Origin of the sequence: Alcanivorax sp. NBRC 101098, from assembly GCF_001010505.1 — a bacterium.
GTDB classification, from domain to species: domain Bacteria; phylum Pseudomonadota; class Gammaproteobacteria; order Pseudomonadales; family Alcanivoracaceae; genus Alcanivorax; species Alcanivorax borkumensis.
The window spans coordinates 831,533-855,919 of the sequence record NZ_AP014613.1 but is presented as its reverse complement, the minus strand read 5'-3'; the positions used below and the strand labels follow the sequence as shown (position 1 = coordinate 855,919).

General features: G+C 55.4%; 24 protein-coding genes and 1 tRNA gene. 9 read left to right on the top strand and 16 right to left on the bottom strand.

Annotated features, from left to right (window positions below; genetic code table 11):
- Positions 1-11: 11 nt before the first annotated feature.
- The gene (locus AS19_RS03935; RefSeq protein WP_004574636.1) at positions 12-1,301 is read left to right on the top strand and encodes an ISL3-like element ISPpu12 family transposase; all 1,290 of its coding nucleotides are present in this window, start codon (positions 12-14) and stop codon (positions 1,299-1,301) included.
- Positions 1,302-1,418: 117 nt separating this feature from the next.
- On the opposite strand, the gene AS19_RS03930 is transcribed toward AS19_RS03935, so the two are convergent.
- From AS19_RS03930 to aspS, 15 genes are all read right to left on the bottom strand, one after another.
- Positions 1,419-1,494, bottom strand: a tRNA-Lys gene (locus tag AS19_RS03930).
- Between the two features lie 72 nt (positions 1,495-1,566).
- The gene (gene queC, locus AS19_RS03925) at positions 1,567-2,235 is read right to left on the bottom strand and encodes a 7-cyano-7-deazaguanine synthase QueC (RefSeq protein WP_035460816.1); all 669 of its coding nucleotides are present in this window, start codon (positions 2,233-2,235) and stop codon (positions 1,567-1,569) included.
- Between the two features lie 80 nt (positions 2,236-2,315).
- Positions 2,316-2,957, bottom strand: a complete 642-nt coding sequence (gene queE / locus AS19_RS03920) for a 7-carboxy-7-deazaguanine synthase QueE (RefSeq protein ID WP_011588045.1) — start codon at positions 2,955-2,957, stop codon at positions 2,316-2,318.
- Between the two features lie 94 nt (positions 2,958-3,051).
- Entirely contained in the window at positions 3,052-3,804 is a 753-nt protein-coding gene (locus tag AS19_RS03915) for a YbgF trimerization domain-containing protein (RefSeq protein WP_231483485.1), read from the bottom strand.
- 15 nt (positions 3,805-3,819) lie between these two features.
- Positions 3,820-4,389, bottom strand: a complete 570-nt coding sequence (gene pal, locus AS19_RS03910; RefSeq protein WP_011588043.1) for a peptidoglycan-associated lipoprotein Pal — start codon at positions 4,387-4,389, stop codon at positions 3,820-3,822.
- 44 nt (positions 4,390-4,433) lie between these two features.
- On the bottom strand, positions 4,434-5,738 hold the full coding sequence (gene tolB, locus AS19_RS03905) for a Tol-Pal system beta propeller repeat protein TolB (RefSeq protein WP_035460818.1): 1,305 nt from the start codon (positions 5,736-5,738) through the stop codon (positions 4,434-4,436).
- 14 nt (positions 5,739-5,752) lie between these two features.
- Positions 5,753-6,529 (bottom strand): cell envelope integrity protein TolA, encoded by a 777-nt coding sequence (locus AS19_RS03900; RefSeq protein WP_011588041.1) that lies wholly within the window; start codon positions 6,527-6,529, stop codon positions 5,753-5,755.
- Complete coding sequence (gene tolR / locus AS19_RS03895) at positions 6,522-6,959, bottom strand: protein TolR (protein WP_011588040.1); 438 nt, start codon at positions 6,957-6,959, stop codon at positions 6,522-6,524. Before tolR ends, AS19_RS03900 begins: the two co-directional genes overlap by 8 nt.
- A 2-nt stretch (positions 6,960-6,961) precedes the next feature.
- Entirely contained in the window at positions 6,962-7,648 is a 687-nt protein-coding gene (tolQ, locus tag AS19_RS03890) for a protein TolQ (RefSeq protein WP_011588039.1), read from the bottom strand.
- Positions 7,641-8,084 carry a tol-pal system-associated acyl-CoA thioesterase gene (ybgC, locus tag AS19_RS03885; RefSeq protein ID WP_011588038.1) on the bottom strand — a complete coding sequence of 148 codons (444 nt, stop codon included), beginning with the start codon at positions 8,082-8,084 and terminating at the stop codon, positions 7,641-7,643. Before ybgC ends, tolQ begins: the two co-directional genes overlap by 8 nt.
- On the bottom strand, positions 8,077-9,105 hold the full coding sequence (ruvB, locus tag AS19_RS03880) for a Holliday junction branch migration DNA helicase RuvB (RefSeq protein WP_011588037.1): 1,029 nt from the start codon (positions 9,103-9,105) through the stop codon (positions 8,077-8,079). The genes ybgC and ruvB overlap by 8 nt, the downstream gene beginning before the upstream one ends.
- A 110-nt stretch (positions 9,106-9,215) precedes the next feature.
- Positions 9,216-9,818 carry a Holliday junction branch migration protein RuvA gene (gene ruvA / locus AS19_RS03875; RefSeq protein WP_041704901.1) on the bottom strand — a complete coding sequence of 201 codons (603 nt, stop codon included), beginning with the start codon at positions 9,816-9,818 and terminating at the stop codon, positions 9,216-9,218.
- A 109-nt stretch (positions 9,819-9,927) separates the two neighbouring features.
- Positions 9,928-10,446, bottom strand: coding sequence for a crossover junction endodeoxyribonuclease RuvC (gene ruvC / locus AS19_RS03870; protein WP_011588035.1), 519 nt, complete (start codon positions 10,444-10,446; stop codon positions 9,928-9,930).
- Between the two features lie 248 nt (positions 10,447-10,694).
- Positions 10,695-11,438: a YebC/PmpR family DNA-binding transcriptional regulator gene (locus tag AS19_RS03865; RefSeq protein WP_011588034.1), complete on the bottom strand. Its 744-nt coding sequence runs from the start codon at positions 11,436-11,438 to the stop codon at positions 10,695-10,697.
- A gap of 93 nt (positions 11,439-11,531) precedes the next feature.
- Positions 11,532-13,295: an aspartate--tRNA ligase gene (gene aspS / locus AS19_RS03860; RefSeq protein WP_011588033.1), complete on the bottom strand. Its 1,764-nt coding sequence runs from the start codon at positions 13,293-13,295 to the stop codon at positions 11,532-11,534.
- 368 nt (positions 13,296-13,663) lie between these two features.
- Here aspS and AS19_RS03855 point away from each other — a divergent pair, with 368 nt between their 5' ends.
- From AS19_RS03855 to AS19_RS03820, 8 genes are all read left to right on the top strand, one after another.
- A complete protein-coding gene (locus AS19_RS03855) occupies positions 13,664-14,038 on the top strand; it encodes an HU family DNA-binding protein (RefSeq protein WP_011588032.1) in 375 nt (124 codons plus the stop codon).
- A 136-nt stretch (positions 14,039-14,174) separates the two neighbouring features.
- Positions 14,175-14,474: a PA4642 family protein gene (locus tag AS19_RS03850; protein ID WP_011588031.1), complete on the top strand. Its 300-nt coding sequence runs from the start codon at positions 14,175-14,177 to the stop codon at positions 14,472-14,474.
- A 194-nt stretch (positions 14,475-14,668) separates the two neighbouring features.
- On the top strand, positions 14,669-15,889 hold the full coding sequence (locus AS19_RS03845) for a hypothetical protein (protein WP_011588030.1): 1,221 nt from the start codon (positions 14,669-14,671) through the stop codon (positions 15,887-15,889).
- A gap of 11 nt (positions 15,890-15,900) precedes the next feature.
- Positions 15,901-16,518 carry a class I SAM-dependent methyltransferase gene (locus tag AS19_RS03840; RefSeq protein ID WP_011588029.1) on the top strand — a complete coding sequence of 206 codons (618 nt, stop codon included), beginning with the start codon at positions 15,901-15,903 and terminating at the stop codon, positions 16,516-16,518.
- A gap of 135 nt (positions 16,519-16,653) precedes the next feature.
- Positions 16,654-17,856, top strand: a complete 1,203-nt coding sequence (locus AS19_RS03835) for a HAMP domain-containing histidine kinase (RefSeq protein WP_011588028.1) — start codon at positions 16,654-16,656, stop codon at positions 17,854-17,856.
- Positions 17,853-18,506 (top strand): response regulator transcription factor, encoded by a 654-nt coding sequence (locus tag AS19_RS03830; protein ID WP_011588027.1) that lies wholly within the window; start codon positions 17,853-17,855, stop codon positions 18,504-18,506. Before AS19_RS03835 ends, AS19_RS03830 begins: the two co-directional genes overlap by 4 nt.
- Positions 18,507-18,574: 68 nt before the next feature.
- Positions 18,575-20,335, top strand: coding sequence for an autotransporter assembly complex family protein (locus AS19_RS03825; RefSeq protein ID WP_046961707.1), 1,761 nt, complete (start codon positions 18,575-18,577; stop codon positions 20,333-20,335).
- On the top strand, positions 20,332-23,829 hold the full coding sequence (locus AS19_RS03820; RefSeq protein ID WP_035460826.1) for a translocation/assembly module TamB domain-containing protein: 3,498 nt from the start codon (positions 20,332-20,334) through the stop codon (positions 23,827-23,829). The genes AS19_RS03825 and AS19_RS03820 overlap by 4 nt, the downstream gene beginning before the upstream one ends.
- 104 nt (positions 23,830-23,933) lie before the next feature.
- Here AS19_RS03820 and AS19_RS03815 read toward each other — a convergent pair whose 3' ends face one another.
- Positions 23,934-24,341, bottom strand: a complete 408-nt coding sequence (locus AS19_RS03815; RefSeq protein WP_011588024.1) for a PaaI family thioesterase — start codon at positions 24,339-24,341, stop codon at positions 23,934-23,936.
- Positions 24,342-24,387 lie beyond the last annotated feature (46 nt).

The following is a 24,387-nucleotide window of genomic DNA, read 5'->3' as shown; positions in this document are numbered from 1 at the left end:
TATACAACACCATGACCGAACTTCCCGACAACATCCTTCACCTGCCGCAATACCAAGTACTGGGCTGCAAATCAACCGACGACGAAATGCACTTCCAGGTGGACGTGCCCGATCCCATCGCCTGCGAGGAATGCGGCGTGCAGGGTGAGTTCGTACGGTTCGGCAAGCGTGACGTTCCCTATCGTGATCTGCCCATCCACGGCAAGCGGGTCACTCTCTGGGTGGTCCGCCGCCGATACACCTGCCGGGCCTGCAAGACAACATTCAGGCCCCAGCTACCGGAGATGGTGGACGGATTCCGTATGACACTGCGGCTGCATGAGTACGTGGAGAAGGAATCCTTCAACCACCCCTACACCTTTGTGGCGGCACAGACCGGCCTGGACGAGAAGACGGTGCGCGACATCTTCAACGCCCGCGCCGAGTTCCTGGGGCGCTGGCACCGCTTCGAGACGCCCCGCATCCTGGGCATTGACGAGCTATACCTGAACAAGCGCTACCGCTGCATTCTGACCAACATTGAGGAGCGAACCCTGCTCGACCTGCTGGCCACCCGCCGCCAGGACGTGGTGACCAACTACCTGATGAAGCTGAAAGACCGGCAGAAGGTCGAGATCGTCAGCATGGACATGTGGAACCCCTACCGGGCAGCGGTCAAGGCTGTGCTGCCCCAGGCCCGTATCGTGGTCGATAAGTTCCATGTGGTGCGCATGGCCAACGATGCCCTAGAGAGAGTGCGCAAGGGCCTCAGAAAGGAGCTGAAACCGTCCCAGAGCCGGACTCTCAAGGGAGACCGGAAAATCCTGCTGAAACGCGCTCACGAAGTCTCAGACCGGGAGCGCCTCATCATGGAGACCTGGACAGGCGCGTTCCCGCAACTGCTGGCCGCCTACGAGCACAAGGAGCGCTTCTACGGCATCTGGGACGCCACCACACGGCTCCAGGCAGAAGCCGCCCTGGACGAGTGGATAGCCACCATCCCGAAGGGCCAAAAGGAAGTCTGGAGCGATCTGGTCAGGGCAGTGGGAAACTGGCGCGAAGAGACCATGACCTACTTCGAGACGGACATGCCCGTCACCAACGCTTACACGGAGTCCATCAACCGACTGGCCAAGGACAAGAACCGTGAAGGGCGCGGTTACTCCTTCGAGGTGATGCGGGCACGAATGCTCTACACCACGAAGCACAAGAAGAAGGCACCGACTGCGAAGGTCTCTCCTTTCTACAAGAAAACCATCGGTTACGGACTGCCGGACTTCGCAGAGGAACTCAACTACGGAGTCGATCTATCAACCATCTGAGGGTGGTATCAGATTGATGGGGTGAAGGTGCCCCATCAACCATTAAATCCGTATACCCGAAAATAGAAAGGAAGCTGGAACGAAAAAGGGCCCGCCGTAGGCGAGCCCTTTTAAATATGGTGGGTCGTGCTGGATTCGAACCAGCGACCAATTGGTTAAAAGCCAACTGCTCTACCAACTGAGCTAACGACCCGCTCCCGAAGGAGGCGCAAATAATACGGATTTATTTCTTGGTGACAAGGGGTTAACCCATTTTTTTTCTGCTTTATTGATAGTTTGTTGGATCTTTAACCAATGCATCCTCGAAGCCTTGGCTGCGCAGACGGCAACTGTCGCATTTCCCACAAGCATTTCCATGATCGTCAGCCTGATAACAAGAGACGGTAAGACCGTAATCCAAACCCAACGCCACCCCCCGCTGAATAATCTGCGCTTTACTCAAATGCATTAACGGAGTCTCAATCTGCATGGGCCTCCCTTCTACCCCTGCCTTGGTGGCTAAAGTGGCCATGGACTGAAACGCCTCGATAAACGCCGGCCGGCAATCTGGATAGCCTGAATAGTCCACCGCATTCACTCCAATAAAAATAGCTTGCGCATCAATCACTTCCGCCAAACCTAGCGCCAGAGACAGGAATACCGTGTTACGGGCCGGCACATAGGTCACAGGAATACCGTCACCCCCGTTTTCCGGCACCTCAATGGAATGATCCGTCAACGCAGAGCCGCCGATATTCCCCATACCCAGCTCAATGACACGGTGACTCAACGCCCCCAACACGCCAGACACACGCTCCGCCGCATCCAACTCTGACCGAGTGCGTTGGCCATAATCGAATGCAATGGTATGGCAGGCATAGCCCTGATCACGGGCGATCGCCAAGCAAGTGGCTGAATCCAAGCCACCGGACAACAGCACCACGGCTTTTTTCATGGCAGGTTCCTTCATTACTCTTTGCTTTAGGGTTGTGAGACTTCACGTTTGGCGCATAGAGATCTTGCGTCTGACCTTAATCAGCGTCCGCGAGCATCATTCCAAAGAAGCTTATGTAGCTGCAATTGGAAACGTACCGGCAAACGGTCTTCGACAATCCAATTCGCCAAGTCTCCCGGGGCTAAAGTCCCTTGCACAGGTGAGAACAGCACATCACTGACCCGCTGGTGTAACTGGTACTGATCCAGCATAAAGCGTGCCCAATCGTAATCCTTGCGGTCCGCCAGCACGAACTTCACCTGGTGGTGAGCCTTGAGTAGAGCGATATTGCTCAGCCGATTATTGTGCTGTTCACCTGAACCCGGCGCTTTAAGATCCATCACCACAGACACCCGCTCGTCCACACCGGCAATATCCATGGCGCCGCCTGTTTCCAGGCTTACTTGATAACCCTCATCACAGAGCGTCTTAAGCAATGGCAGGCAGCTTGGTTGCGCTAAGGGCTCTCCTCCCGTCACCGTCACATACTGAGCACCGAGAGCCGCCACCTCCTCAAGAATAGCGGCCAAACTCCATTTTTCTCCCCCGGAGAACGCATATTCTGTATCACACCAAACACAGCGTTGCGGGCAACCCGTTAGGCGCACGAATACCGTTGGGCGGCCCACAGTGCGGGATTCACCTTGTAACGAATGGAATATTTCGGTGAGGCGGAGTTCCACAACATCTCCTGAAAGCCCTGAAAGAGGGGGGAAATGCGCGGATTCTACCACCTTTGCCCGCATCTGTGACGCAGATAAAGGTGATAGGCGCGGCTTACTCGTTGAGCTGCTCGAGAAGACCCTGAGCTTGCTTGGCTTCTCTACTATCCTGATATTGCTTGATAAGCTTGTGCAGATTGACCTTGGCAGGCGAAATTTCTCCGGCGTTGGCCTGCATGACCGCCAAGATATAGAGGCTTTTCGACGCCTTGCTATGGTCCGGGTAGTTGTCCGCCACAGCTTGGAAATGACCTTGCGCCTTCTGCAAATCCGGCTCTTTCTGGTCACTGTACAGCTTACCCGCCCAGAAATGGGCATCCGCCCGGGATAGCCCTTGCGGGAAATCCTTCAGGTACGCCTCGAAACCGGCAATGGCACCGCTGAAGTCACCAGCCACCAACTTGTCTTTAGCGGCGTTATAGGCAGCTCGATCCGCTTCCGGGTCATTGTTACCCGCGACTGCAGCCTCTTCCTTCGCAGTGCTTCCCCGTTCGGCTAACGTATTAATTCGGGCATCAAGATCCAGATAACGCTCACGTTCAGCTTTTTTGAGAGTGGAAAGTTCATGACGCAACTCTTCCAGCTGCCCCTGCAGCTGTTGAATCTGCTCTTCAAACTGTTGCTGCTGCTGCATTAATACCATCAACCCATCCTCATTCACCGCAGCAGACGGTGTGGAGGCACTGCGCATTTTTGATTGCGCCTGGGCTAGGCTGCGCTCTTCTACGGCCAGCGGCCCAGTGCTCTGTGCATGTGCACAGAACACCAAGGTGCCGAGCATCGCGCCTACAATCAGGCGCGCTCTCATCAATACCTTCATGCCTTACGGACGGCCAGACAGATAGTTAATTTCTACACGGCGGTTTTTGGCCCAATCCATTTCAGAGTGACCAAATGCTGCCGGCTTCTCTTCGCCATAGGACACGATTTCAAGCTGAGAAGAAGCAACACCCTGTACGCGCAGGAACTTCTCTACCGCTTTAGAGCGACGCTCGGACAGTGCAACGTTGTATTCACGAGTACCGCGCTCATCAGCGTGGCCTTCCAGACGAATTTTCGCGTTAGCGTTGTTCTTCAAGTAGGTCGCGTGGGCTCGCAGGGTTTCAAACGCCGCAGCCGGAATGGTGTTGCTGTCGAATGCGAAGTAAATAACACGTGAATCGGTGGTACCGTCATAGTTGGACGGATGGTTGTAGAAGTTGTCAGCAGTTAGCGGAATGCTGCTAGTGTCGGGCTTAACCGGCTCTGACCGCTCAACAGATGTTACTGGAGAGGTATCAGTCTGAGACATGCTATCGGTAGCAGAGGTATCATCTTCAGTCGGTGTACTGGAACAAGCTGCCAATGCAGCTGCCAGAACCAGAGCAAACAGCGGGTTTAGTAATGAACGCATGCGAAAAACTCCTATAATTTCCTAGTATTGGACTCGAGCACCACTCAGAGGAACGGCGACCATGCCGGCTCTCTGACTTCCCCTTCCTTCGACGGCAGCTCAACTTTGACTCTGCCATCAATGGATACGGCTTCCAGAACCCCCGCTCCCCCATGTTGCGTCCCGTAAATTACCATACTTCCATTGGGCGCAACACTGGGCGATTCATCCATATCGGTACGGGTCACAATATTAAATGTGCCACGCTGGAGGTCCTGCACACCGACATTGTAATTTCCATTTCGTCGATGCACATAAACGAGATAGCGGCCGTCTGGGGTTACATCCGAGCGCGCATTATAGCCGCCCTGGAACGAAACCCGCCGAACCGACTTATCATTTATGTTCAGTTTGTAAATCTGTGGCCCCCCGGAACGGCTGGAAGTGAACACCAAGTGTTCGCCATCGGGCAACCAACGCGGCTCGGTATCAATGCCGTAATTGTTCGTTAACCGGGTCAACACCTTGGTCGACAGATTCAACATATAAATTTCGGGATTGCCGTCACGGGACAAGGTCAACGCCAAGTGCTGACCATCTGGCGACCAGTCTGGTGCACCGTTAATGCCGCTAAAGCTGGACACCTTCTCCCGTTCAGTGGTGGCCAGGTTGTGAATATAAATACCTGGCCGCCCCTGATCTTCAAAGGAAACGTAAGCAATTTTCCTGCCATCTGGCGACCAGGTAGGGCTCATTATCGGTTCGTTACTACGCAAGATGGTCGTTACTCGGTGGCCATCCGCATCGGCATATTGCAGCTGATACGGATTGGCATCATGGCGATTATGGGTCACATAAAGAATTTTCGTAGAGAACGCTCCAGGGATCCCAGTGAGCTGCTCATAGATACGATCGCTGATGGCATGGGCCACATCACGTAGCTGGGACGCCGGCGGGCGATAGGTTTCCGACATCAATTTCTTTTGCCGCGCCACATCAAACAGTGCATAACCGACCTCGTAACCGCCGGTTTCCTGACGCTTCATGCTGCCGGTGATCACATACTCTGTGCCCAGCACTTTGAAATCCCGATAAATCATCTCTTGCTCATTACGGGGGCGGCTGAGCATGTCTTGCGGCGGCAGCGGTTTAAACTGACCGCTGCGGTGCAGGTCCGCCTGAACGATCGCGGAGACATCTTCCTCTGCATTTTTTGCACCATCAAAAGGCACTACAGCGATCGGCACCGCATCCACACGGCCCTCAGTTACCTTGATGAGCAACTCAGCCTGCGCACTGATCATCCACAAAGATGTCACCAAAGCGACGCTGATTTGCATCCATATCTTTCGTTTACAGGTTTGCTGCATCCTTAACACACCTATCATTGTGCAACTCCAGGATCGAATTCGATCACCAGTGAGCGAAACTGTTCGTTAAAAAGCGATCCATCAGGTACCGGTAGTGGGCTGGCTAGCTTGACTGCATTCAACACCGAGTCGTCAAAATCCGGGTAGCCGCTACTTTGCGCCACAGAGACATTCACCACTTCACCACCAGGGATCATCTTTATTCTTACCCGTGTGCGGATGTCATCTCGGTTACGATAATTGCCGGGAATCCGCCATTGCTGACCCACATGGGAGGCAATGGCATCGGTAAAACTGGCCACCTGTGCATTTGCCTGATCCGCGTTACTAGCCATTTCCTTATCTGGCTGGGCAGAGGCTTTGTTCTGCCTGTCCATTTCCAGCTCTTCCTCGGCCAACATCTCTTCCAAGCTCGGGGTATCGATCTCCGGTACCACCAGCTTCTTCTCGGCCTTGGGTTTAGGCGCCGATTTGGGTTTAGGTTTAGGCTCCGGCTTTTTTGCCGGCGCAGGCTTCGGATCGGGCTTGGGCGTCGGTTTAGGTTTAGGTTCCGTTTTGGGCTTAGGCTTAGGTTTTGCTGTCGGCTTGGGGGTCGGTTTTACTTCCTTCTTGGGTTTCGCTACCGGCGCTTTCTGCTGCTTGGAGCGCTCCACCATGGTCGCCTTCACATGGGGCGGCACCACTGGGGCCTTATGCAATGACGGATCCGTGCTCCAGCTAAACACCAACAAACCAAACACCAGCAAGTGAATAAGCAGCGTAAACAACAACGCAACACGGCGATCACTCATTGCGTCCCTGCGGCTCAGTCACCAACCCAAGTTGGCTAATGCCGGCTTCCTGCAACGCGCCCATCAATGACACCACCCGGGCATAGGCCACATTGCCATCACCTTCCACCAAAAACAGGGTGGACGGCTTATGCTTATGAATACGCAGAACATGACCTTTGACGGTTTCCAGGCTAGAAGATTTCTGGCTGTCACCGCCCACATCAATGAAATAACGGCCATCCGCAGTCACCGAAATGATCACAGGCTCGCTCTTAGTGGTATCAATAGGGTCGCTGTTGCTGTCCGGCAGGTCCACATTAATACCCTGGGTCATCATCGGAGCCGTGGCCATGAAGATCACCAGCAGTACCAGCATCACATCGATGTAAGGCACCACGTTCATCTCGGCGACGAGCTTGCGCGGCACCCGTATCTTTACGCCGCTCATAATTATGCTCCGCGCCCATGGGCTTGACGGTGAAGTACGGAAGAAAACTCTTCCGCGAACATTTCATTTTCCGTCAGTAACGCATCACTCTGAGCCGAGAAACGGTTATAAGCCATGACCGCCGGAATCGCGGCAAACAAGCCAATGGCGGTGGCGATCAGCGCCTCGGCAATACCCGGGGCAACCACGCTGAGCGTAGCCTGTTTCACGTTCGCCAACGCCATAAAAGAATTCATGATGCCCCAAACTGTGCCGAACAACCCAACGTAAGGGCTGGTAGAACCAACTGTGGCAAGAAAAGGTAAATGCTTGGTAAGGCGGGTCTGTTCGCGCTGCAAGGCAACCCGCATGGCACGCTGGGCGCCATCCATCACCGCCTCTCCGCCACGTGCGCTTTTAGAAAGCCGGACAAACTCCTGAAAGCCCGCGCGAAAAATCGCCTCGCTGCCGGAATCTAGATCCGGCTCCTTGCGGCTCTGGTTATAGAGGGAGGCCAGGTCATCGCTGGACCAGAATTTTCCCTCAAAGGCACGGCCCGCCCGTTGAGCACGCCCAAGCACCCGGAAACGGCCAACAATCATGTACCAGGACGTCAGCGACGCCAGAATCAATAGCGCCATCACCAGCTGCACCACCACGGTGGCGTTGCTGATCAAACTGACGACAGACATGCTGGATGCCTCAACCATGTAGCCCTTCTCCTTTGCTGGCCGCGCTAAATTTTTTATACAGTGCCGTCGGGATAGCCGCCGGCTTGAGGGTATCGGCTCTCACGCAAGCCACCTTAATGTCTGCCTGACAAATTAATGCGCCGGCTTTACGCACCTGCTGATCAAACACCAGCGTGGCCTTACCCATTTTTTTCAGTGTGGCTGACACGGTCAGCGCATCATCAATACGTGCCGGCTGGCGATACTGCACATTGGCCGAGTGAACGACAAACTGAAAATTGTCATCCGCCAGTGCATAGTGCTGATAACCCAGCGTACGTAGAAATTCAGTACGCGCCCGCTCCATGAATTTCAGGTAATTCACGTAATAGACTATGCCACCTGCATCAGTGTCTTCGATGTAGACGCGCACAGGCAGGGTAAATTCCCCGTTTTGTTGATTTTTTTCAATCATTAAACAAATCACCGTCTTGACGCGGGCGCTGCAAACCAAAATGACGCCAAGCATGGTTAGTCACTGCCCGCCCACGCGGGGTGCGTTGAATAAAGCCTTGCTGTATCAGGTAAGGCTCCACCACCTCTTCCAAGGTTCCGGAGTCTTCATTGAGTGCTGCTGCCAAGGATTCCAGTCCCACCGGCCCACCATCAAATTTGTGCATGATCATATCCAGCAGGCGCCGGTCAGTGCCGTCCAGACCACAACTGTCCACCTCCAGCATGTCCAAGGCTCGCTGGGCGATCTCTTCAGTAATCCGCCCATCGCCCTTCACTTCGGCGTAATCGCGCACGCGGCGCAGCAGGCGATTGGCAATACGCGGGGTACCACGTGCGCGGCGCGCCACTTCCATGGCACCGGCCGCTTCGATAGGAATAGCAAGAATATCGCAGGCGCGGCTAACAATGCCGGACAAGTCATCTACAGAATAGAATTCGAGGCGCTGCACAATACCAAAACGATCACGCAACGGAGCGGTAAGCAAACCGGCTCGGGTGGTCGCACCGACAAGAGTAAACGGCGGAAGATCCAGTTTGATGGAACGGGCGGCCGGCCCTTCACCGATCATGATATCCAACTGGTAATCTTCCATAGCCGGATAAAGGATTTCCTCTACCACCGGAGACAGGCGGTGAATTTCATCCACAAAAAGCACATCGCCCTCTTCCAGGTTGGTCAGGATGGCCGCCAAATCGCCTGCCTTTTCCAGCACCGGACCAGAGGTGGACTTGAGATCGCAGCCCATTTCTCGGGCAATGATATGGGCAAGCGTCGTCTTGCCGAGACCGGGCGGGCCGAAAATTAAAGTATGATCAAGGGCCTCATTGCGTCCGCGGGCGGCATCAATAAAGATTTCCATGCGCTCGCTGACTTTCGGCTGCCCATGATAATCCGCCAAGCTGGCCGGGCGAATCGCCCTGTCTTGCTGTTCTTCTTGGCTACCAACGGCAACCGCGGTAATGACTCGTTCGTTATCCATGCCTGCAGCGGGCTTGCCTCTATATCGTGGGAGTCGCTAGCGTATCGTACCCTGATACCGTACTGCCATTACTGTTATCACAAAGTGTTATGCAACTCTGGCTCAAAGCACTAGCGGGCCAGACTTTTAAGCGCCTTACGGATCAGTTGCTCGCTGCTCATGCCTTCTTGATCTGCCGCTTTACCCACCGCAACAGCGGCATCCTTGTTGCGGTAGCCCAGCGCCTCCAGGGCCGCAATGGCGTCACTGCGAGCATCATCAGGTTGATCCGTATCGACCCGGCCCGGCACACTCACTGGCCCACCATCAATCTTATCGAGTCGGTCTCTCATCTCGATAACCAAACGCTCGGCGGTTTTTTTCCCAATGCCCGGCACCTTCACAAGTGACGTGGTGTCCTGATCCTGAATACAGCGCGCCAGACGATCAGCCTCTATGCCAGAAAGAATAGCCAACGCCATTTTTGGCCCCACCCCATTCACCTTGATCAAAGCGCGAAACAGCTCACGCTCATAACGATCGGCGAAACCATACAGCAACTGAGCATCTTCACGGACCACAAAATGCGTGTGCAAGGTGAGCTCCGCACCCGCCTCGGGCAAATCGTAGAACACCGTCATCGGTGCCTCGACTTCATAGCCAACGCCATTTACGTCCAGCAGCAGCACCGGGGGGCGTTTTTCCAACAGGGTGCCACGAAGTTGTCCGATCATCATTTTTCCATTTACCCGTACACAACAAAAGTATCGCGTAGAAAATACAGGGCGAATATTCGATGCTCACAATCAATCACTGAAGCAATCAACGAATACAGACACCACACTAACGAACCCGGCCGCGCCTTACCGATGTGGCACCAGCCATTCTAGCCAGGGAGAGACGCATATGAGCATGACAAAGCGCGATAGCCAGGGCATCAGCGGCGTCCTCCTGCGGGCGTTGATCCAGTTTAAGCAGATACTTCACCATTTCCCCGACCTGATTTTTTTCCGCCCCACCTTTGCCCACAACGGCCTGTTTTACTTGGCGAGCCGAATATTCAAACACTGGCACACAGGCCTGCATCACTGCCGCAATAGCTGCACCGCGAGCCTGGCCCAATTTCAGGGCAGAATCCGCATTGCGAGCCATAAACACTTTTTCGATGCTCACTTCAGCCGGCCCGTATTCCTTCACCACCTGATCAATTCCCGCGAATATCTCACCCAACCGCGGCGGGATCTCCTTGTGGGAAGTCGTAATAGTACCGAAAGCCACCGCGCGGGAACGATTTCCCACCACATCCACTACGCCGTAACCGGTGCGTCGAGAACCGGGATCAATACCCAGAATAAGCGCCATATTTCACAGACCAATAATAAAGAAGACAGGCACCCAGCCCAGCTCTTAGTAGGTGCCTCCGTTCTACCCGAGCACTGTCCAAATGTCCAGCCAACAAAGAAACGCTTCAGGTTAAACGGCTGATGCGACACGTCCTAAAGCCGCAGGCGGATTACCGCCACGCCCAGAAACCCAGACAGCAAAAAGCCCCAAACGATTCGGGGCTTTTAATTTTGCTTGCAGCTTGTTTTGTAACGTGAACCTCGCTGCTATTCCTCTTCTTGCGGTGCCGGCCAACTGGCATTGGTGTAGACGTTCTGCACGTCGTCCAAATCTTCCAGCATGTCGATCATCTTTTGCACGGTTTCAGCTGTATCCGTGTCCATTTCCGCTTCTGTAGACGGGTGCATGGTGACTTCCGCCTCAGCGAATTCCAACCCAGCTGCACGCAGGGAGTCCACCACTTCACCAAAGCTCTTATCCGGAGTGGTAATGACCAAAAAACCATCATCTCCCATCTCTTCCACATCTTCGGCACCGGCTTCCAGGGCGACTTCCATCAGCTTTTCTTCATCCACACCGGGCTCGAAAAAAATCTCACCACGTTTAGTGAATAAAAAAGCCACGGAACCACTCGTGCCCAGATTACCACCGAACTTGGAAAACGCGTGACGCACCTCAGCCACGGTACGGTTCACATTGTCCGTCATGGTTTCTACCAGAACCGCTACACCACCCTTACCGTAACCTTCATAGGTGATTTCATCCATGCTGCCGTCATCATCACCGCCGGCGCCACGCTTAACCGCACGGTCGATGGTGTCACGGGTCATGTTCTGGCCAAGTGCTTTATCAATCGCGGCCCGCAAGCGCGGGTTATCGTTGGGCTCGCCCCCACCCATCTTGGCCGCTACCGTGAGCTCGCGAATCAGTTTGGTAAAGATCTTGCCACGCTTGGCATCCTGAGCCGCCTTACGGTGCTTGATGTTGGCCCACTTGCTATGTCCTGCCATGTTACCTCCGCCAGCACGCAGCACGCGTCACGCAACACGTCTCTGGCACGCCTCTTCGCGTGATGCGTGATACCTGCCTGCGTTTCTCCTATATCAACCTTCTTCTTTACGTACCTGTACGCCAACTTCACGCAGCTGCTTGTTGTCCACCGGTGACGGTGCATTGGTCATAGTGCACGCCGCCGTTTGCGTCTTCGGGAAAGCGATCACATCACGAATTGATTCACAACCAGTCATCAACATCACCATGCGATCCAACCCAAACGCCAGGCCACCGTGGGGCGGGGCGCCGTATTTCAGACCGTCTAGCAGGAAGCCGAATTTTTCCTCGGCTTCCTCATCAGAAATGCCCAGCGCTTCAAATACAGTGCGTTGCATGGCTGGGCTATGGATACGGATGGAACCGCCACCCAGCTCAGTACCGTTAAGCACCATGTCATAGGCCCGCGATAACGCCTCGCCCGGATTACTCTTAAGCTCTTCCGCGCTACAGCTGGGCATGGTGAAGGGATGATGCAACGCATGGTATTGCCCTTCGTCTTCCTCGAACATGGGGAAGTCCACTACCCACAATGGCGCCCATTCTCCCTCGACCAAATTCAAGTCATGGCCCACTTTGACGCGCAGAGCACCCAGCGCTTCGTTAACGATCTTGGCCTTATCAGCACCGAAGAAAATCAGATCGCCGGTCTCGGCGCCAGTGCGCTCAAGGATGCCTTTAATGGCATCTTCGGTCAGGAACTTCAGGATCGGAGACTGCAGACCTTCAGCGCCGGCTGCCAAGTCGTTGACTTTGATGTAAGCCAAACCCTTGGCACCATAGATGCTGACAAACTTGGTGTAGCCATCGATATCCTTGCGCGACAGGCTGCATCCACCGGGCACTCGCATGGCTGCCACACGACCTTTCGGGTCGTTGGCCGGGCCGGAGAACACTTTAAAGTCCACGCCAGCAAGCAGGTCGGCAATATCAATCAGCTCCAATGCAATACGCAGGTCAGGCTTGTCGGACCCGAAACGCTGCATGGCCTCGGAGAATGGCATGCGCGGGAAATCCGGTAAGTCTACACTGAGCAATTCTTTAAACACCGAACGCACCATCCGTTCGGTAATGCCCATAATGTCTTCTTCCTCTACAAAGGAAGCTTCCAAATCAATCTGGGTAAATTCTGGCTGGCGATCGGCTCGCAGGTCTTCGTCACGGAAACACTTAGCAATCTGGTAGTAGCGATCAAAGCCCGCCACCATCAATAGCTGTTTGAACAACTGCGGAGACTGCGGCAACGCAAAAAAGCTACCCGGATGCGTTCGGCTGGGCACCAAGTAATCCCGTGCACCTTCCGGCGTCGCTCGGGTCAGAATCGGCGTTTCCACATCCATGAAACCCTCGCCTTCCAGGAAGGCGCGCACAACATGAGTCAGGCGCGAACGGAACTGGAAGTTTTTCAACACGTCCGGACGACGCAGATCCATATAACGGTACTTGAGACGCACCTCTTCACCGGCGGCGGAGTGGGCATCCAACTCAAATGGCGGGGTCTCCGCTTCATTAAGAATCGTCAGCTCTTTACCCAAGACTTCGATATCACCAGTGGCCATCTTGTTGTTACGCACTGATTCGTCACGCATGCGTACCCGGCCGCTCAAGCGAACCACATATTCACTGCGTACTTTGTCAGCCAGCGCGAAGGCATCCACAGTGTCCGGATCAAACACCACCTGCACCAGACCATTACGGTCACGCAGGTCGAGGAAGATCACCCCACCGTGGTCACGGCGGCGACTGACCCAACCGCAAAGCTCTACTGTTTCTCCGTCGTGGGAGGCTCGCAAATCACCGCAATAATGGCTTCGCATGCTTAAAATCCGCTTGTATTCTGATTACGCCGCCCGGCGATCAAAGGCTGGCTGAAGCCACCCCGAAGCCGGACCACTGAAAAAGGCGCCATAGTATAGCGATTCAACGGCCCCCGAGCCATGCCAGACGGCGATTCACTGCCGAACGGGGCACAAGCCTACCTAATTTCACAAAATACCTTTAAAAAGAGTGTATCTACGCCTTGTGCCCTGAAAACCCATGGCATATAAAAGATGCGAACCTTAGTTAAAGACCCTCTGCGTTGCGCAATCCAGGGGCGAAGCTAACGAGGCAGCATCGCCGGTCATCCGTAGCATTACGGGGCCAATACGACATCAAAAAGACACTAAAAAGGGGTAAGTAATTCATGGCTGCAAAAAAAAAGACAGCGGCTAAAGCGTCCAGTGCTACAGCAGCTCGCAAGGTGAAAACCATCACCGAACCGATGAATAAGACTCAGATTATCAATCAGATTAGCGAAACCACCGGCCTGACCAAGAAAGACGTGAACGCTGTTTTCGACCAACTCAACGACATTATGGAAGGCCACCTGAAAAAGCGTGGTGCCGGCCAGTTCACGCTACCGGGGTTGCTGAAAATCGTGACCCAGAAAAAACCTGCCACCAAAGCACGTAAAGGCATCAACCCTTTTACCGGGGAAGCGACTACCTTCGCAGCCAAACCTGCCCGAACCATGGTCAAGGTTCGTCCGCTAAAGAAACTGAAAGACATGACCGCCTAAATTCAAGCTCTACCACCGGGTGCCCGGTGCCCGGTGGGCATTGATTCCGTTTATCCTCACTCCAACTTGTCGCCCTACACTGGCCCCCAAAGCCCGCAACCCTCTATAATGCGCGCCGCACACGGAGGAGAACCCCATGGCTGAACGTAAAGACAAACAGAAGGTGATCGGCGAGCCGATGACCGATGAGCAGATCGCAGTGTTCCTGGATTTCTCTCCCGAGGAGGGTGTAAACGGGGACTTCCACGTACTGGAAAAAGCTTACCGCGCCCTTCGCGCCGAGGATTTCACCCGCTTCTTGGCATTTTTCAAGGACCAGAACCGGGACTTGGATGCTCGCGATCCACAAGGCCGCACCCTACTATCCCTGATTGACCAACACCCGAAAGGGGCGAAATACGCGCAGGCTCTGCGCGACGCTGGCGCCACCGCCTGAGTTTCCTCCCTTCTCCCTCTGCCGGGCCGGCACAAACCGGGCCGGCACAATAACGCGACGTCCCTGCACACCAACCCATACTGGGTAGAGCTTGTCCACATCCCGCCTGCGTGGCATTGTTATTCAATTACGGGCGATCTATGCCCGGCAAATTTGTTCGCCAACAAACACAACAACAAGAGCTGTAAAACACCATGGCAGCATATTCTGCACCCTTTTGGCGCTCCCTGTGCCTAATCGCATTCTGCGCGATCAGCTTGCAACTCCATGCGGCCAGCGATGATAAGGCCGAAGATGACATAGACGACGTCTCTCCAGAAGAACTGCAAATGCAGGACATCCCGGTGGATGAGCGTATTTTCGTCGAAAAATGGAACGAAGTGCCTTACAAGAAAAGCTATTTCACCTACACAGACAAGCAGATACGTGACAAGTGGGAATACTTGGTACGCGGCCTGAAGGTACCTTACCCTTCTGCTGCCTACATGGAAGAACAGTTCACGAAGTATCCCTTCATGAAAGAAGGCATCATAGGTTGGGATGGCGATTACCAGGCACTTGAAGCACGTAGTCTGCGAGTCTGGCGTAAATTCTTTGCCGGTGACTTTCAGGAAGCCCGCGAAGAGGGCTTACAACTAGGCCCCATCGGTAAGATTCCCGCCCTGTTTTCCCAGCTGATGTACGCTATCTACTTGGCTGACCGCCAGAGTACCAAGTACATGATGCTCCAGGACGTGGCCAACCAAGCAAAGGAATACTTCGACGACATGGAGGAGGCGGCTGACGATCCGGCCGTTGCCCCCATTGTTGCCTCTATTAAGCTGGGATACGCCTACGCCATCGCTCGTATCGCCGAAGAGTCACCGGTACCGATCGTTGTCGCCCGACGCTATATCGGCAAGATCAAGAACAGTGCGGAAGAAGTGGTTGAGATCATGCCCGATCAGCCGTTGGGTCATGCCTTCCGTGCCGGTGTGGACGCCGGCATCATGCGCCGGGTGGGCAAATTCACCGGCCGCATGACTTACGGCGCACGAACCACCACGGTGCAAGAATCTTTTGCTGACGCGCTCAAACTCGCCCCGGATATTCCCATCGTCAATTACGAATACGCTAATGCGCTGATCTACATGAATCGCAAACGCGATCTAAATGAAGCAATCAGTTATTTGGAAAAAGCCATGAAAATTCGCCCGGAATTTTCCATGGATGCGCTGGACGTCATGTATTCCTACAAACGTTTACAGGAAGTAAGGCTGTATGCGCTGAACTTCCGTAGTTTTCGCAAATTCGAGAAACTGCGTCGCAAGTACAGCAAGAAGACGGATCGGAACCTGACCAGCATCATCAGCGATCCGCTGAGCATGGAGATGCTCAATAACCCGGAAAAATACATCCTCCCAAAACGCAACTAACAGGCAACCCCATGTCTCTTTATGAAGACAAGCTGTTCCCAGTATTACTGAACTGGGCTACCCGCCCAGTTTACCGGGACCGCCAACGTTTACTCGCCCAAGCCACGGGTCGGGTTCTGGAACTGGGCGTCGGCACCGGCGCCAATTTCCCTTTTTACAGCCCTGCCGCCACGGAAATTCACGGCATCGAACCCGCCGGCGGGCTGCTTGCTTTGGCCCACGACAGTGCGCAACAGTGCGTCGCACCCGAACGCTTTCACATCCAGGAAGGCGACGCTCAACAGCTGCCTTATCCTGATCAACATTTTGATACCGTGATTGCCTGCCTAGTGTTCTGCACCATCCCGGATCCGAATCAGGCCGCGCAGGAAGCGTTCCGCGTCCTTAAGCCAGGCGGCAGTCTGCTATCGCTAGAGCATGTTCTCAGCGAACGTCCTTGGATACAGCGCCTACAGAAAACCTTGAATCCGGCCTGGAAACCGTTAGCTTGCGGCTGCCAGCTCACCCGTGATACCGCGCGCATTTTCCAGCGCGCGGGCTTCCAGGCCGATACTGCCCGCCAGCATCGCCACCCCAAACTGCCCGCCTTTGCTGGCGAGCTATACGAAGGGCGATTGCTGCGGCCCTGAAGAGGCGCAACAAAAAAGCTCAACGTTAAAAGTTGGAACGCGCGTTAATTCGGGTTTCAACTTTTAACTCGCGCCCTACTCAGCGGGACAAACTGCCACACCTCTGCACCCCAATTTACCGTTACAATAGCGGCCATGGATAACCGCCCCCCCTTATTAAACTGGCGCCTGCGCCTCATCTGGCTGCGCAGCCTGCTAGTACTGGCCATCACACTCGCCCTAATCGTGCTGCAACGTTTCGGCCACAGTGGCTATCAGCTGGCTGAACTAGGCTGGCTGGGCGCGCTGTTATTACCAAACCTTGTCACCCTACTCACTCGCAAAGCCCCTTCCCAGCGCCACAGCCAATTGCTGACGTTGGAATTGGCCATGGACGCGATTTTGTTTGCTGGTTTGATTCAAGGCTTCGGTGGTGCCGGCAACCCCCTTTCCTTTTATTTATTAGTGCCCGCCTTGATGGCCTCCCTGACTTTACCCATGGCCAACGGCATACTGGTGGCGCTATTGGCTTTAGCAGGATACATGGTGTCATTAAGCTGGTACCAAATGCCCGCCATGAACAGCCCGCTACACGCTCTCACTCATCAACTCAGCGGTCTTCACAGCACCGGAATGGCGGCTGTTTTTATCGCCCTACTAGTCATGCTCAGTGTGCTCGGACAAGTAATTCAACGGCTAATACAGCAACAACAAAAGCAACAAGAACAGGCTTTGGATCTAGCCGGTCGCCGTGAGCACATGTACCAAGTAGCTGCGACCTTGGCCGATCAGGCCCATGAACTGAACACCCCGTTAGGCACTTTGGTGATGCTGGCCGATAACCTTATCCATGCTCCCGAGATGCCCGACTCCCTGCGTCCAGAAGTGGAACAAATGGATCACCTGGCCCGCAACGTGGCCAACCGTCTTAAACAAGGCAATGAAGCTCAGCTAGAATCCGGGCTGCCGCTGAGCATACTGATACAGCGATTACAACAGCACCTGCGTCATCTGGCCCCTACGCTCAGCGTGACGCATACGTTGAAAGCAGACCCCATTGTGGTCGATAGTCAGAGCTGGTACCGAGTACTGTGTAATCTGGGTTATAACGCCATGGATGCAGGCGCCACCCGCTTGGATATCATCGTCAGCGACCATGCATCGCAATACCGGCTGCAACTCAGTGACGATGGCCCAGCCCACCCGGATTCAGAACGCGAAGGTCTTGGCATGGGGTTGACCTTAGTGCATTCCGCCTTGGCACACATTGGCGCTGAACTGGAAATGGACTTTGGTCATAGCTGGACCCAAGCCCGAATCCACTGGGCCCACACCGATAGCCCTGGAGCTGGATCATGAGCAACGCCATTTCCATCCGCCACCTGATGCTAGTAGAAGACGATGACCTACTGGCTGAGCAAACCGCACGGGCTCTGGGTCGTCATGGCATCCAAGTTCATGTCGCTCACAGTCGCGAACAGGCCTTACTCGTGATCGCTGAACTCAACGCACAGGGCACCCCACCCGATGGCGCCATTCTCGATCAAAATCTGGGAAACGATAACGGTCTTGATCTGATCGAACCGATTCGGCAACAGTTTCCCCGCTGTCGGGTAATTCTGCTCACAGGCTACGGCAGCATTGCCGCCGCCGTCGCCGCCACCCACCGTGGCGCCCACAATTATTTGACCAAACCCGCGAGTGCCAACGACATTCTGCAATCGCTTAATGCAGACCCTGCCAGCCAGACCTTACCTCTACCCGACAGCCCTCCATCACTGCAACGGCTAGAGTGGGAACACATCCAGCGTACTCTGGATGCCCACAACGGCAATATCTCGCGTGCGGCAGAGGCCCTTGGTATTCACCGCCGCACGCTGCAGCGTCGGTTGAAAAAGCGTCCCAGCGCCAGCGACTATTTACGTGACTCTCAGAGAGAGGCTCCACAAGAAAAACAAACAGAGCAGCACGTTAGCCCTACAGCCAACAAACCCACCCCACAAGGCTAACCACCTTCACCGTTAAGGTTCTCGTTCCCCTTCCCCTTGGCTTACACTGTGGGCTGACACGAACAGGGATGCAGAGCTTGGCGCACCATCGACACCACAAATGGCAGAGCAGGGCGATCGCCCTAATACTACTGATGCTATTGCCTGCTCTCGCGTTCAGCAAAACCGCGCCGAGCCTAGAAATTACCGGCAACGCCAGCGAAGCGGTGACTCATAATATACAGGCCCTGATCGATCTCTCACGCTACCCTTGCCACCCCCCCCAGGCCCAATATGGGCTGATTCGCCGGCAGATCATTGCCAACAGCACCGGTGCATTACAGGCTATGGGTTATTACGATAGCCAGCTAAACCTGTCCACCGATGAAAACAGCAATTGCGTCAGCTTCACCCTGGATGTGAACACTGGCCCCCCGGTGATACTCACGCACCTAAAAGTGGAAATTACTGGCGATGCAGCCCAGGATCCGGCGTTCTCCACGCTGCTGGAAAAAACCCAGTTGGCCATCGGCCAACGGCTTCAGCATGATCGCTACAGCAACCTGAAGAAAAGCCTGCAACAGCACCTGATCAGCCGCGGCTATGTTCAAGGCGAACTGACCGTGCACACCCTCGAGGTGGATACCAAACAACACCGCGCCAGCATCACCCTTCATGTGGACAGCGGGCCGCGCTATCACTTCGGCGGGATCAGCCTAACCGGCAGCGTGCTTGAGCGTTCGCTGGTCAACGCCTATGTAAGTTTTCAGGAAGGCGAGCCCTACGACAGTGGTCGCATGTTACAAACCCAGCAGGCTTTTTTGGGCGCCGGCTATTTCAGCGCGGTGCAGGTTCAAAAAGGGAAGCCCAACGACACCACCCGCCGGATTCCCGTCAGCATTACGCTCACCGACAACAACCGTTGGTCGCTACTCACGGGCATAGGTGTCAGTACCGATACCGGGCCGCGGGTGAGGCTGGGCGTGGAAAACCGCCGGGTGAACGAAGCGGGGCACCGCTTCCGGGCAGAAACCGAACTGTCTAAAGTGCAACAGGGCGCCGGGGCGAGCTACCAAATTCCGCTCAAAGACCCGCTCCATGAACGGCTCGATCTGCACACCAGTTTTATCAACGAAAACACCGACAGCAACGAAAACGAACGCTGGAGCACTGGGGCCGATTATATCGTCGAGCTGGAAAATCACTGGGTAGCGACCACCTCCCTGGAGTTCCTGCGTGAGACTTATCAAATCGCAGACCAAGTAGATCAAGCCGAATTGTTGATACCCGGTTTCCAGTTAAGCCGCGTCAAAGCCGACGACCCGGTCTACCCTACCTTCGGCTGGCGTCTCAGCACCGCCATGCGTTTTGCTACCCAGAGCCTGTCATCCACCGCGGACTTTTTTCAGTTCACCAGTGGCGCAAAAATTCTTTTTCCCTTACTGGGCGGGCGCGTATTGATGCGTACCGACCTGGGTTATACCGAAGTTACTGATGTGACCGAACTCCCCGCCTCTATTCGCTTCTTCGCCGGCGGCGACTCCAGTGTGCGTGGTTTCGCTTATGACTCTCTCGGCCCTGAAGACAGCAATGGCGAGGTCATCGGCGGGCGCAACCAGGCCACTGGCAGCCTGGAGTACGACCACTCACTTACTGAAAAATGGCACTTGGCCGTGTTCACCGATGCCGGCAATGCCTTCAATGAATTCGATGAATTTGAAGCCCGCCACAGTGCCGGCCTGGGTATTCGCTGGCGCTCGCCACTGGGCCCCATCCGGTTGGACATGGCCCGAGCTGTGGATGAGCATCGCGACTGGCGGGTGCACCTGAGCATGGGGCCAGACTTATGATCAGCCGCCAACGCCTGTACGGCTTTGCCATGGGGCAAATACTGACCCGCGGCTTGCTGGTGTTGCTCAGCCTGTTATTGGTCTGCCTCCTGGCCCTGGCGTTGCTGCTGGGCACCGCCACCGGCAACCGCTGGATACTGGAACAAGCTACCCCCTTTATCCCCGGCGAACTTACTGTGGGTGAGTGGCATGGCAGCCTGCTCAGCGGGATCACCCTGAACCATATCGACTACCGCTATCAGGAACTCAATATCCGCCTGGACCAGCTCAGCGCTGAGCTGGCACCGCACGCCCTACTGAAAGGCTGGCTGGAACTGACGTCGCTCTCACTGGGGACCTTGCACGTTACCTTGCCGCCCGCCGATGATACCCCGCCACAACCGGACTCCCTGCCCGATAGCCTGCTACTGCCTTTCGGTATCCGCATCGACGCACTCACCGTGGGTACCTTCCAGCTAAACGACACTGTTCTGATTCGCCAGCTGGAAGCAGACAACCTGGCCGCCTGGCGGCGCTTCCAGATCGCCCGCCTGCAAACCCTCACCTTAGCCGGCGCCAACGTACAAGCCACCGCCCAGGGCAAACTCACCGCCCCCTTTGATGTGCAGGGCACCGCCAGCTGGGCTCTGCCGCTACCCGAAAGCGACACCCTGCAAGCTAGCCATGCCAATGGCCAGCTCACCCTGACCGGCCCATTGAGTCAGCTCCAGATCCATCACCAGCTTAGCGGCCCGGTGAAACTGCAAAGCCAGGGGCAATGGCTGCTAAAAGATGGCCAGTGGCAAATCGCTTTACAGCACCACTGGCCCGCTCAAGCATTGCCGCTAACCCTGCCGCAACCGTTGGCGCTGGGCAAAGGGGAGCTAGGCACCCATGGGCCACTCGACGCACTGCAGCTGAAAGGACACACTGGCCTCGCCAGTGGGGAGCGCAAGGTAGCAATCACTCTGGATAGCGCCCTGATACCCGGCGGCATTACTCTGCACGACCTAACCGTCAAGGACGGCGAGCAAACGCTGGGCAGCCGCGGGCAAGTCCTGTTCAGTCCGTTAAGTTGGGATCTGGATCTAAGCGGCGACCTGGATACCGCCCTGCTGCATCCACTTTTGCCCGGCCAGTTGGCCATCGACGGCCACAGCAAAGGACAGTGGGACGGCGACCGCTGGTCCCTGTCTCCCAGTGAGCTCAGCCTGCGCGGGGACGTTCGCCAACAACCTTTATCCGTGACCAGTACAGTGCAAAGCCAGACGGCCAATGGCAAACAACAACTGCAGTTACGCAGCCAAGGACGCTGGGGCGATAACTGGCTTCAAGCCAATGGCCAGGTATGGCCACAGTGGCAACTACGCAGCAAGCTGAACCTCACACGATTAGAACAACTCTACCCCGGCCTGGCAGGCAGCGTGGCAGGGCAAATTCAACTTAACGGCCGTTACAACGACCCCGCCCTCAGCGGCCAGCTCACTGTCAATAACCTAAGTTGGCAAGACTGGTCTCTGGGTCAAATGCAAAGCCGTTTTTCGCAATTACGGCTACCACAGACATCCCAACCAGGATCGATGTCACTCACCTTGAACGGTCACCAGCTAACGCAGGCCAACACCGAGCACGTCGGCACTTTTGCCCTCAGCGCCGACGGCACTTGGGCCGAGCACCAACTCACCGCTAGCGCCCGCCGCGATACGGTGGAACTGAACACCCGTTTGCAGGGGGGCATGAATACCGCAGGTAACACATGGCAAGGCACTCTTGCCGACACCCGGCTACAACACCTTCAGCTCGGCATCTGGCAACAGGATACCGACAGCACCCTGCGCCTATCGGCCCAGTCACAATCTTTGAGTCCGTTCTGCCTGGTTCAGGCCCCCAGCCGCCTGTGTCTGCAAGGTAATCACGCCGCCAATACCCTAGAAGCTCAAGCCCGCTTGGCCGACCTGCCACTGGCCCTGATCAATACTCTGCTTGGCCCCACTCTATCGATGGAGGGCACCGTCGATGCGAACCTTTCAGTGCAGGGTCCGCTGGACAACCCGAAAGGTCAGTTTGCCCTGCAAAGCCGAGAGGCCAATATCACCATCAATACGGCGGATGCGCCCCCTCCGCTGGAAATCAAACAACTAAGCCTGCACGGCAACCTGGCCAATCAACGAGTCAACAGCGCGCTAACCCTGACCACCGCGCTAGGCAATGCCCATGCACAACTGGAACATGGGCTGGGGCTCGACGCCACGTTGCAAGGCGACGTGAATTTTGATCTGAGCAGCCTAGCCTTCGTGGAACTGTTCACCGCCGACCTCCGTGAAGTTAAAGGGAGCATCAACGGCGACTTTTCCCTGGCCGGCAGTCTCCGCCAACCCATCATGAACGGTGCTATCACGCTGCAGAATGGGCAAACATTGATTCCCTTCCTCGGAGTGGATATAGCCGATGTACAGGTAGCCATTCAGGGTAACCCCCAGGGCCAGCTGGATATCATCGGTTCTGCGCAAATGGGATCGAACACCGTGGCACTTAATGGTGCTGTGGATCCCAGCCAGCCGAATATCCCCATGCAACTTACCCTCAGCGGCGACCGTCTTCTCGCCGCCGACCGGCCCGATGCTCGCATTTTGTTAACACCGGATCTGACTCTGACAGGCTCACTGGAAGGGCTGACCCTAAGCGGCTCCTTGACCATACCTGAAGCCGAAATTAGCCCAGTGGAAATTCCAGAAGGCGCCATCACCGTCAGCAAAGACCAAGTACTGGTGCACCAACAGGCGGACAGCACCACTCCTCTTCCGCTGGCCATGGATGTAACCCTGACCCTGGGAGATAAGGTGCATTTTAATGGGTTCGGGCTCGATGCCATGCTCGGAGGCGCTCTGCAAGTGGAACAGAAACCCCAGCGTCCACCACAACTCAATGGCGAGCTAATCATCCTCGAAGGGCGCTACCGAGCCTACGGTCAGAACCTGGCCATCAGCGACGGCCAGCTGATTTTCCAAGGGCCGCCGGAGAACCCCGGCCTAGATATTCGCGCCATCCGCAAAATTCCCAGCGAAGGGGTCGTGGCGGGTGTGCAATTGAGTGGCACCTTGCAAGAACCGAATGCATCACTGTTTTCTGACCCCAGCATGGAACAAAGCCAGGCCATGTCTTATCTGCTCACCGGACGACCATTAGAAAGCGGCTCCAAGAGCGAGGGTAATAAAATCGCCCAGGCATTGGCATTGTACGGGCTGGAAAGAGGCAGTGGTGTCACCGAGAAAATCGGCGACAAACTGGGGGTAGATGAGATCAGCGTCGGCAGCGACTGGGAAAGCGATGACGCTGCCCTGATGCTCGGCAAACAACTCTCAGAACGCTTATATCTGACCTATGCGGTAGGCTTGTTCGACGCCATTTCCACCGTCATCCTGCGCTACACCCTGACACGAAGCTTGCACCTGGAAGCACGCTCTAGCAGCGAAGCTAACAGCATTGATGTGATCTGGGAGAAAGAACTGAGGTAACAGCAGCGACTAGCGCTGAGCTACTAGCCGCCAGGTAGCATAAAGCCTCCTGTAGAAAGCACGCACTTTTCCGCCTTTCCCTATCTTTTTTCGTAGCGTGTAACTCAATGCGGCAGCGCGTAGGTCCCGGTGACGTGAGCCACCATTTCATCATTACCCTCACTGAACAGCTGTACTTCCAATACCGCAGCGCGCCGGCCCAACCGCAAGATCACCGCTTCAGCAATCAGATCCGCTGGCGCCGGGCGTGACAAAAAATTGATGTTCAGGTTCTGCGTTACGGCCATCTCCACCTGGCCCAACTCAGCCAAGATTGCCGCGTACATGGCCGCATCGGCCAGTCCCATCATGGTTGGCCCTGAGATACTACCGCCGGGGCGCAGGGTCGAAGGTCGAAACGGAGAGCGCAATCGCGCCCTTTGCTCCCCTACCGCTTCGATCTGCAGCCCCTCTTGCGAAGCCGCCGGCAAACCTTGGTAAATCAGATCCTGCACTTGTTGTGCATTCAGCATATCTATTTCTCAATTAACTCAGAGAGCCCAAGCATACGAAAGCCGA